Consider the following 9553-nt stretch of genomic DNA (forward strand, 5'->3'; position numbering starts at 1 on the left):
AAATTACCGGGTTTATGCCCATAGTGCACTCGTTTCGAAGTGAAATGAAGGGGTTCGAGTGGCGGCAACGCCGGCGGTCGGCCGTCCGTTCCGAGACGGCTCACCGGATTCCCCGTCGAACGGTCCACACCCCCCGATTTCGACTCGACCGCCGGCGTCGATCCGTCGACGGCTGCCGGCGTCGCGACGGTGGTCGGCCGACCGGATTGCGTCGCAATGCCGGAGGCAAGCCGAGAACGTCCAGGCCCGACTACGGCGGACGGTCCCGGGGCGCGGCCCCACGCCGACGATCGGTACCAGATCGCGGCGCCACGCCGACCGTCAGCAGCGTGCCGAGTTCGCGATAGCGCTGGACCACGTCCTCGCGGCGCTCCCAGTCGTCGGTCGGGAACGCCGACGCGTCGGGGATCTCGACGTCGCGGTCCGGGACGTTGTCCTGTTCGGCGACGTGCAGGCCGGCCTCCCGGAACGCCTCGCGGTACTCGCCGGCGCTCCAGCGGGTCATGTCGACGGAGATCCGCTCTTGCCACTCGTGGGAGTGGACGTTCTCTTCGTAGTAGTTGACCGCACAGAAGAACGTCCCGCCCGGGCGAAGGACGCGGGCGATTTCGGCGAGCGTCTCCCGGGGATCGGCGGCGTAGTAGAACGCCTCCATCGACCAGACGTGATCGATCGCGTCCTCGGCGAACGGCAGCGCCCCGAAGTCCCCGGTGACGTAGCCGACCTGCGGGTCGTCGGTGTAGCTCGCGGCGTTGCGGGCCATCTCCGGCGAGCCGTCGAGGCCGTAGACGCGACCGGCGTCGTAGGTGTCGCGGATCGCTCGTCCCGCGTAGCCGCTGCCGCAGCCGAGATCGAGGACGACGTCGCCCGGTTCGACCGGCATTCGTCCGAGCGCGTGCTTCGCGGTCGCCCAGTGGCGCTCTTCCATTCCCTTGTCGCGACCGTCGGCCGCCCACTCGTCGAACTCCTCGCGCACGCTCATGGGGAAGCGTGACTCCGCGGGGGAGATAATCCGTTCGCATCCGCCCGACGACCGGGGCAAGGGAATTTCACGTCGCGGACCGATCCTCACACGCTCAGGGATCGATCGACACCCTGAATTGGCCGCCTACCAAATCGTCGTTACGGGAGTTTAGGTCCGCCGAAACCGATACGTTCGGTCTCGATTATCGACCGAGCCCCGAAATGCCGAACCGGAATTGCGGCAATTCGGGAACGATCGATAGGTATTTGTGTTTTAGGCCGGCCTAAAACTAGTATGGGAAACGAACCGGAGGACTCCCGGCGCCGACCGACGAACCGCCGCCGCTTCCTCGGAGCGAGCGGCCTCGCGCTCGCGAGCGTCGGTTTCGCCGGCTGTCTCGGGATACTCGACGGTGACGGGGGAACCGCCGGCGCCGTCTCCGACGCCGATCCGCTGGCGAATCCCGTCGATTCGACCGCCGTCTCGTGGGACGATCTCGGCAAACTCGAGGGCGAGCTCACCATCTACTCCGGACGGACACGCGACCAGATCGACCCGGTGTTCGACGCGCTCGAGGATGAGTACGACGGTCTCACGCTCAGCGTCGACTCGGACGACAACGACGTGCAGGTCAACCAGATCCTCCAGGAAGGCGACGCCACGCCAGCGGATGTCATGTACTCGCAGGATCCCGGTGCGCTCGGGGAGCTCGAACGAAACGGCGCGCTTCAGCGGTTGCCCGACGACGTCGTCGACGCCGTCCCCGAGAGCTATCGCGAACCCGACGGCTACTGGACCGGCGTGACCGGTCGCGTTCGCGCGATCCAGTACAACGGCGACCGCCTGGACGAACTCGGCCTCGACGGACCGGAGGACTTCCCCACCGACATCGCGGCGTTCGCGACCGACGACCGATTCGCGGGCGTCATCTCGACGCGGCCCAACTCCGGGACGTTCCGCGGGTTCATCCAGGCGATGGTCGAACTCGAGGGCGAGGAGGCGACCCGCGAGTGGGTTCGAGCGATGGTCGAAGACCAGGACGTCCAGCTCTTTTCCGGCGGTTCCGATCAGGCCGAAGCCGTCAACCGGGGCGGCGACGGCGATCCCATCGTGGCCCTCGGAAACAGTTACTACGCCGCCCGGATCGTCAACGAGAATCCGGACGCCCCGATCGGCGCCACGTTCACGGAGAACGACGCCGGTTGCCTGTTCAGCGTCGCTGGCGTCGGGGCGACGACCACCGCCGACGATCCCGAGCTCGTCGCGGAGTTCGTCCGCCACCTCCTCGCCGAAGAGGGCCAGACGTTCATGATGGAGGCCAACGGCGAGTACCCGGTCGTCGAGGGAATCGACTACGTCGGGGAGTTCCCGGACCTCGAGGAGATCAACCCGCCGGAGTTCGACCTCAGCGACTTCGACATGGACCTCCAGGAGGCCAACGAACTCCTCGAAGACGAGGGTATGACGGTCTGACGACCGGCAGGTTCCGCCGAGTCGTCCGCTCGTGTATCCGTCCCAGTTCACTCCGCGAGCGGCCAGATAATCCGTCCCAGTTCGCTCGACGGCGGGCCAAACAATCCGTCTCAGTTCACTCTGCGGACGGTAAGCAGCGTTGACGCCACCGGCTCGTCGCGGTCGTCCGTCGAAACCGACGCCCCCGTTCGCCGATTCCGGCCCGTCGGGAACGCTTCGAGGGGTTTAGGTGCACCTAACTCCAAGCGGCCAACCGTCTCACCAGATCGTCCGTTCGCCCGGGAATCTCCTATGAAATCACCCACGACCGACGACGAACCGCTCGGCGCTCGTCTGCGGACGATGCGTTCGCGACTCGCCGAGGCCGACCGATCGACGATCGGCCTCGGGCTGGCAAGCGCCGTCGTCGCGTTCCTCGTCGTCTCGCCGATGTTCTGGATCGTCTGGGAGGCGTCGACCGTGGACCCGTCGCGGGCGTACGACCTCGTCGTCTCCTCGCGGACGGCGTCGGTGACGCTCAACAGCATCGTCCTGATGGCCCTGGTCACGGCGTTTTCGATCGGTCTCGGGGTCCCGCTCGCCGTGTTGACGACCCGGACCGATCTCCCCTACCCCCGGTTCTGGACCGTCGTCGCCGCCCTTCCGCTGGTGATTCCGAGCTACATCGGCGCGATCGCGTTCGTCGGCATGTTCGGGCCCGGCGGCGAGGTCGACACCCTCTTCGGCGCGACCGTCCCGCGGCTCGACGGGCTCCCGGGAGCGGTGTTCATCGTCACGCTGTACACCTACCCGTACGTCTTTCTCACGACCCGCGCCGCACTGCTCTCGATGGATCACTCCCTGGTCGACGCCGCGCGGACCCTGAACGCCGGTTCCGTCGAGACGTTTCGCCGCGTCACGCTCCCCCAGATCCGCCCCGGCGTCGCCGCGGGCGCGTTGCTCGCGGCGCTGTACGCGATCTCCGATTTCGGGACGCCGGCGTTCATGGGCGCGGACGTCTTCACCAGTACGATCTACTGGCAGTCCAGAAGCTTCAACGTCGAGTACGCGGCGCTGCTCGCCCTCCAGCTCGTCGCGATCGTCGCCGTCGTCCTGGTTATCGAAGCGGGGATCGGTCGGGACGAGGACGCCAGCGGCGGACCCGGGAGCGGGACCACCGCCCGGCTCGGCAACTGGAAGTGGCCCGCGATGGGGTTCGTCTCGCTGCTCGGGGCCATCACGCTCGTCGTCCCGGTCGCGATCTTTTCGAACTGGTACCTCCGGAGCGAGGGCGATCCCATCTCCTCGCTCGAGTTCCAGTGGACGTTCGCGTACAATTCCGTCCGCCTGGCGCTGCTCGCCGCGCTCGTCGCCTGTCTCTTCGCCCTCCCGGTCGCGTACTTCTCCGCGCGATCGAACTCGGTCGTCTCGCGAGTGTTCGAGCGTGCAACCTACGTCGGGTTCGCCGTTCCCGGCGTCGTCATCGGTCTCGCGCTGGTGTTCCTCGGGACGAGAACCTTCCCCTCGCTGTACAGGCAGGGCGTCTGGTTGCTCGTGTTCGCGTACGTCGTCCGGTTCCTCCCGCAGGCCGTCGGTACCGTGCGGTCGTCGGTGTTGCAGGTCGACGAGTCGACCATCGAGGCCGCCCGAACGCTCAACGCCGGCCGTCTCGAAACCTTCAGGCGCGTCACCCTGCCGCTGATCGCCCCCGGGGTGGTCGTCGGCGGCATCCTCGTGTTCCTGACGACGATGAAGGAGCTCCCGGTGACGCTGATGCTCGGTCCCGTCGGCATGGACACGCTCGTCATCATCATCTGGGACGCCCAGGACGCCCTCGCCTATCGGTACGCCGCGGTCCCCGCCCTCCTGTTGATAGTCATCTCCGGGCTCTCGATGCTCGTCCTGCTCCGACAGGAAGGCAGGGGTTTCAGTTGAAACCGAACCGTCGGACGGAGGCCCCGGATTCGATCACCGACCGCGTACCCGCACTCTTTATAGGAGTGCCGAAAGTTGTTGTCTCCAACATGGAGTACGCGCTGGAAATCGAGGGGACGCCCGAAACCGTCCCGGGGGGAACGGGCATCCTCTTGCGCCATCCGAGCACCGGCGAGACCGACCGCATCGACACCGACTTTCTCAAGACCGACATCGATCGCTTCCTCGTCGTCTCCACGAGAACCACCGCCCGCGAGGTGAGACAGAAACTCGAGTACTACGACGTCGACGAGTCCCGGGCGGACATCCTCGACACGCTCAGCATCGAGCGCGGGTACTCCCGACGCTCGAAGGACCACGTCTACTACGTCTCCGCGCCCGACCACGTCGACGGGATCGTCGAACAGGTCGAGCGCTTCCTCGAGCGGACCGACGGCAAGCGCCGGATCAGCTTCGACTCGCTCACCGAGCTCGCCTACTACGCCGGCGAGGAGGAGGCCCTGGACGCCGCCAGGCGGATCCTCACGCTGCTCGACGAGCACGACGCCGTCGGCCTCTTTCACCTCTCCGCGGAGGTTCACGACGACGAGGTCCTCGGCGAGTTCGGCGAACTGTTCGACGGGGTCGTCGACCTCCACGAAGACGGTCGCATCGACGCCGACTTCTGAGCGGCGAACGGGCGCCACGAAAACGGTCGCATCGACGCCGACTTCTGAGCGGCGAACGATCCCGCGGGACCGCGCCCGTTCGTCGAACCGGTCACTCCGCGAGCGCTTCGAACGTCTTCTCCGCCCACCGGATCGCGTACGCCGGACCGTGATCGCGATAGGCGGCGGTGTCGAGGGCGTCGAACGGCGCCGGGAGCTCGATCGCGTGTTTGATCGCGCTGCAGGCGAGTTCGGTCGCGTCCGGGAACGAGGTGCTCCCCCGAGCGACCGCGCCGGGGAGGTCGTCGACCCGTCCGGTGAGGCGGTCGCCCGCGTCCTGCCAGGCCGACCCGAGCTCGGGGTGGGAATCGTGCCAGTCGGCGAACTCGGTTCCCGTTCGCAAGCCGAGCCAGCCGTCGTACAGCGCCGCCGCCACCTGGTAGGTGCCCGCGGGGCCGAGTCCGACCGCGCGATCGAGATCGCGGTAGCCCTCCTCGAAGAAACCCAGAAAGTGCTCCGGGACGTCCATCGATAACTCGACGAACGCCTCGGCGAGCAGAAAGTCGACGAACGACGCCGGCGAGCCACGGACGCGGGGTTTGACGAGAACGACGGGCGGCTCCGTCTGGCGCGTCCAGACTACGCTGCCGTCGCCGGGCATCCCGATCGTGAAGTCGTCCCCGGCGTAGCGTTCCAGGAGCGCCGGCCCATCAGGCGGGAGCCAGTCGGACGGAAACGTCGCGGGATCGAGCGCGTCGACGACGAATCCGAGGTCCTCGGCGGCCGCCGGCGGGACCGTCTCGAAATCGCGCTCGCAGTCGAAGACGAGCGCGTCCGGAGCGTAGTCGTCCCTGACCGCACCGACCGACGACGAGAGATCCCGACGGTCGAACATCAGCCCAGGACGAGCTGGGCCATGAGAACGAGCGAGATTGCTGCGGCGGCGAGCACCGTCGAGAGGACGATCTTCGTGGCCGTACTCATGGGTGAAGGGTGCCCGCCCCACCGCTTAAATCCATCTCTTCGCGCCCCCGAGACGGCCGTCCCCACCGACCACAGAACCATAGTTTCAAGTAGAGCCCTATAACGATCCTCCCAGGACACCTCTAATGATTAACGGTCTGTTGCAGTCGAAATCGAGGGGTCGAAGCGATCGGTAACCGCCGGTCGAGTGAACGAAAATCTGCGAGTCGGTCCGGCCGGCGGGAAATTCCACGAACTCGCCGGACGCAGACGGCGGCCGAAAATCGGCGTACGGGCCCCTTCCAGCGGGGCGGTTTACTCGTCGTCCGCGTCGCGCCAGGAGTCCGGGACGTTGATGACGTAGCGGCCGTCCTCCTGGAGGGACACGATGTGTTCTTCGCGATCGTAGAGCTCCATCAGATTGAGTTCGTACTGACCGGGAGAGACGATCTTGATGCTCTCGAACTGGTCGTTGAGTTCGTCGCGGAGGTCCTCCAGGGACGGTCGCTCCGCGTCGGGTTCGCTGACGACGCGACCGTGCGTGGGAGGCTCGTCGGCTTCGGACTCGGCGGTCGACCCGTCGACGGTCTGGCCATCCGCGTCGGCGGCGGCCGTCGAGGGCGGGAGTTCCTCGGGCGAGACGACGTCGCTCCGGGCGTCGGCCTGCGCGTCGTCCTCGTCGCCCTCGACCCACTCGAAGTCGTCTTCCATCGCGTCGTCCCTCCGGGTCGGGACCGAATCGTCGTCGACGCTCGTCCCGGTCGCCCGGGCCGCCGAGCGCTCGACGAACCCGCCGGTTCCGGTCGAATCGTCGCCGGTCGATCGCGACGGGGGCGGCGATTCCGCCCGCTCTTCCGGCGGACGGGCGGTGTCGGGCCACGGGGCAAACTCCCGATCGTCCCTGGACGCGTCGTCCGCTCCCGACCCCGTCGGCGCGGATCCGTCGCTCCCGGGAGCCGACGGCGTCGAGTCGGCCGACGACGAACCGCGGTCGGATCCGCTTCCGGCGGGTGAAAACTGGAACTTGTTGCCGCCGCAGTCGGGACACCCCGAGAGCATCTCCTTCGAGCCGTCGGGAAAGCCGCGACCGCAGTTCGTACACTGGTGTGGCATCCTAGTTCCGGGAGACGAGGGCGCTGATGAGCGTTTCGTCCTTGTGGAGGGTCTCGATCTGATTGGCCGGTCCGATGACGGTGAGCTTCTGCTGGTCGCCGTCGCTACCCATGATCCGCCCGAACAGCGAGGAGTCCCGACTCTCCGAGCGCGGGTAGGTTTCGATCTCGATGCCGTTGAACTCGTCCGGGCTGATCTCGGCCATCGTCACCTCGATGAGCTTGCTCTCTTCTTCCGGCGAGAGGCCCTCCTCGAGGATCACGATGTTGCCGTCGTGGACGCCGTCTAGGATCATTCGGATCTTCTCCATGCAGGCGAGCCCGTCCATGCGCTCGCCGCTGATGAGGTCGATCTGAACCCCGCCGGCGTCGTCTTTCTTTTTGGCTTTCGGCATCGTATCACCCGAAGTACTCCGCGATGTTGTCGTAGACTACGTCCATATTGTCGCCTTCTTTGGCCGACAGCGGCACCGTCTCGTGTTGGGGGAAGGCGTCCTCGATCCGCTTGACGCTCGAGGCGTCGAGGTCGATCTTGTTCGCGAAGATCAGGACCGGGAGGTCCCGCGACTCGATGATCCCGATCAGCATCGTATTGACCTGCGTGATGGGATCTTCGGCGCTGTCGAGGACGTAGATGACGCCGTCGACGTCCTCGCGGAGCCAGTGCATGGCTTCGGCGACGCCCTCGGTCGCCTCGCGGGAACGCCGGACCGCGTCGTCTTTGTCCATCTCGTCGGTGAACTCCTCGTAGTCGACCTTGGTCGTCACGCCGGGCGTGTCGACGATGTCGATCGTCACCGACTTCCCGTTTCGTTCGATCTCGACCCCCTCCTTGCGTCGAGCTCGACGCGTTTCGTGAGGGATGTGACTCTCCGTCCCGATCGCGTCTCCGGTCCAGTCGCGGGCGATTCGATTGGCGAGCGTCGTCTTTCCAGCATTCGGCGGGCCGTAGATGCCGATCCGTTTGGGCTCTTCTTCGGAGAAGAGCCGATCGGTGGCCCGAGAGATACTATCTTTGAGTCCTGTGAACAGTCCCATCTGTGGGAACCTCCAGCACCGGCGGGGTGCGTCTGGAACAACCAGGGAATCGAACCTACTTAAGACTACGTCAGACGTTATGAACGTCCGCCCGCGTACGTGAACAATCGGTCACGTCGACTGGAAATGGTGGCCGGCACCGAATCGAACAGAGGACCGTACGGAATGAAGTCGAAAATCCACGTCCACGACGTGGACGGACTCGATATCGTCGACAGGCTCTCTGGTAGTCGAAATAAACAGACCCGAGTTCCGTGAACTCGGTTACCGTGACCGACCGTCGCACCAGGACGTCGACTCGAACCCGACCGACCGTCGGCCAGATCGTCGAGTTCGGGCTCGACCGTTCAGTCGATCGACTCCAGCCACCTTCTGTTCGTGTGGAGCCAAACGGAGCCGTCGTATCGATCGGCGTCGACCGACCGAGTGCGGGGTGGACGTGTCGGTAGAGAGATTACTCGGCCGGATCTTTTCACCGAGTTGAAGGGAGAGCGTGGCCCCCACCCCCCCGTTTCAACTGGAGTGAACCGACGGAGTGGATGGCGGAGACGTCCCTGCGGAGGGGTCGTACGAGGTTTCTCACGGTCGTATACCTCGTAGACGGCGGTTTTCGACCGATCCTGATCGGTCCTCCGTCCGAGCGTCTTCGTCGGCGCGACCTAGTAACACACACCCCACCACTAACAACAACCGCCCGTTTGTTCGTCCTACGGATCTGGTTACACATACCTTATGATAAATCTTCCTGTATGATATAGTTCCGGTTCGGGGGGAGCGTGTTCTCGCGTTCCACCTGAAATCAAGGGGTGGGGGGTTCGGTTACGGAGGGATATCCGTAGGGGCGATCGCGTATCCTTTCCGATCGATGATCCCGAGTGGCGTCCTTACGCTCGTTCGACCGATCCGCGCTTCGCACGCAGCGGAAACGAGGGCGATCACGGATGGCCGGAACGCTCGGTATCCGGGGCCCCTATTTTTTTCAATCAGCGACGGCCAGCTCTACCGACTCCCTCAATTCGACGACCCGATCGTCCCGTCGACCGTCGCTCGTTCGTTTCTCGCGAACCGATGGTATTCGATCTTCCTCACTTATCTTATCCGCTCTCCGAAAGGTACGGTCGTCGTTCCCGTTCCAACTCGGTACTAATATCCTCCTCATTTCGAACGGAACCTGACTTCGAACGATACCGACGTTGTCTCGCCCCGGACGGAAATGACGTCGTGTCCACTCCGGACGGGAATGAGGGTACGTCGCCTCCCAACGGAACCGCCGTCGACGGTACTTCGATCACCGGTATGCGGCACTCGATGATCGCGACCGTCGACAGAACCTCGACGCACGATCGAGGACGTTCGACTCGAGGGTGGAACGGTACGGCGGCTCCAGGAGAAATGGTACCACAGATACAGGAGAAAAGGCACGCCGAGTCTAAGAGAAATGG

The 9553-nt window shown here is 65.2% G+C and carries 8 protein-coding genes; 3 read left to right on the top strand and 5 right to left on the bottom strand.

Annotated elements, in window-relative coordinates; genetic code table 11:
* Positions 1–250 precede the first annotated feature (250 nt).
* A complete protein-coding gene (locus QZT59_RS14520; protein ID WP_290817919.1) occupies positions 251–982 on the bottom strand; it encodes a class I SAM-dependent methyltransferase in 732 nt (243 codons plus the stop codon).
* A 276-nt stretch (positions 983–1258) separates the two neighbouring features.
* Between QZT59_RS14520 and QZT59_RS14525 the strand changes: the two genes are divergently transcribed.
* From QZT59_RS14525 to QZT59_RS14535, 3 genes are all read left to right on the top strand, one after another.
* The gene (locus tag QZT59_RS14525; protein WP_290817922.1) at positions 1259–2437 is read left to right on the top strand and encodes an extracellular solute-binding protein; all 1179 of its coding nucleotides are present in this window, start codon (positions 1259–1261) and stop codon (positions 2435–2437) included.
* A 291-nt stretch (positions 2438–2728) separates the two neighbouring features.
* On the top strand, positions 2729–4351 hold the full coding sequence (locus QZT59_RS14530) for an iron ABC transporter permease (protein WP_290817925.1): 1623 nt from the start codon (positions 2729–2731) through the stop codon (positions 4349–4351).
* Positions 4352–4440: 89 nt separating this feature from the next.
* Positions 4441–5019, top strand: a complete 579-nt coding sequence (locus QZT59_RS14535) for a hypothetical protein (protein WP_290817928.1) — start codon at positions 4441–4443, stop codon at positions 5017–5019.
* Between the two features lie 91 nt (positions 5020–5110).
* Here QZT59_RS14535 and QZT59_RS14540 read toward each other — a convergent pair whose 3' ends face one another.
* From QZT59_RS14540 to QZT59_RS14555, 4 genes are all read right to left on the bottom strand, one after another.
* A complete protein-coding gene (locus tag QZT59_RS14540) occupies positions 5111–5893 on the bottom strand; it encodes a hypothetical protein (RefSeq protein WP_290817931.1) in 783 nt (260 codons plus the stop codon).
* A 383-nt stretch (positions 5894–6276) separates the two neighbouring features.
* Positions 6277–7074: a Zn-ribbon containing protein gene (locus QZT59_RS14545; protein ID WP_290817934.1), complete on the bottom strand. Its 798-nt coding sequence runs from the start codon at positions 7072–7074 to the stop codon at positions 6277–6279.
* 1 nt (position 7075) lies between these two features.
* On the bottom strand, positions 7076–7468 hold the full coding sequence (locus QZT59_RS14550) for a DUF2073 domain-containing protein (protein WP_290817937.1): 393 nt from the start codon (positions 7466–7468) through the stop codon (positions 7076–7078).
* A gap of 4 nt (positions 7469–7472) precedes the next feature.
* Positions 7473–8111 carry an Era-like GTP-binding protein gene (locus QZT59_RS14555; protein ID WP_290817940.1) on the bottom strand — a complete coding sequence of 213 codons (639 nt, stop codon included), beginning with the start codon at positions 8109–8111 and terminating at the stop codon, positions 7473–7475.
* Positions 8112–9553: the final 1442 nt, after the last annotated feature.

Origin of the sequence: Halovivax sp. (assembly GCA_007119345.1) — an archaeon.
Lineage (GTDB): Archaea > Halobacteriota > Halobacteria > Halobacteriales > Natrialbaceae > Halovivax.

Coding starts and splice junctions, on each gene's coding strand:
- QZT59_RS14540 (WP_290817931.1), bottom strand. CDS start 5,893: ATGTTCGACCGTCGGGATCTCTCGTCGTCGGTCGGTGCGGTCAGGGAC.
- QZT59_RS14520 (WP_290817919.1), bottom strand. CDS start 982: ATGAGCGTGCGCGAGGAGTTCGACGAGTGGGCGGCCGACGGTCGCGAC.
- QZT59_RS14525 (WP_290817922.1), top strand. CDS start 1,259: ATGGGAAACGAACCGGAGGACTCCCGGCGCCGACCGACGAACCGCCGC.
- QZT59_RS14530 (WP_290817925.1), top strand. CDS start 2,729: ATGAAATCACCCACGACCGACGACGAACCGCTCGGCGCTCGTCTGCGG.
- QZT59_RS14545 (WP_290817934.1), bottom strand. CDS start 7,074: ATGCCACACCAGTGTACGAACTGCGGTCGCGGCTTTCCCGACGGCTCG.
- QZT59_RS14555 (WP_290817940.1), bottom strand. CDS start 8,111: ATGGGACTGTTCACAGGACTCAAAGATAGTATCTCTCGGGCCACCGAT.
- QZT59_RS14550 (WP_290817937.1), bottom strand. CDS start 7,468: ATGCCGAAAGCCAAAAAGAAAGACGACGCCGGCGGGGTTCAGATCGAC.
- QZT59_RS14535 (WP_290817928.1), top strand. CDS start 4,441: ATGGAGTACGCGCTGGAAATCGAGGGGACGCCCGAAACCGTCCCGGGG.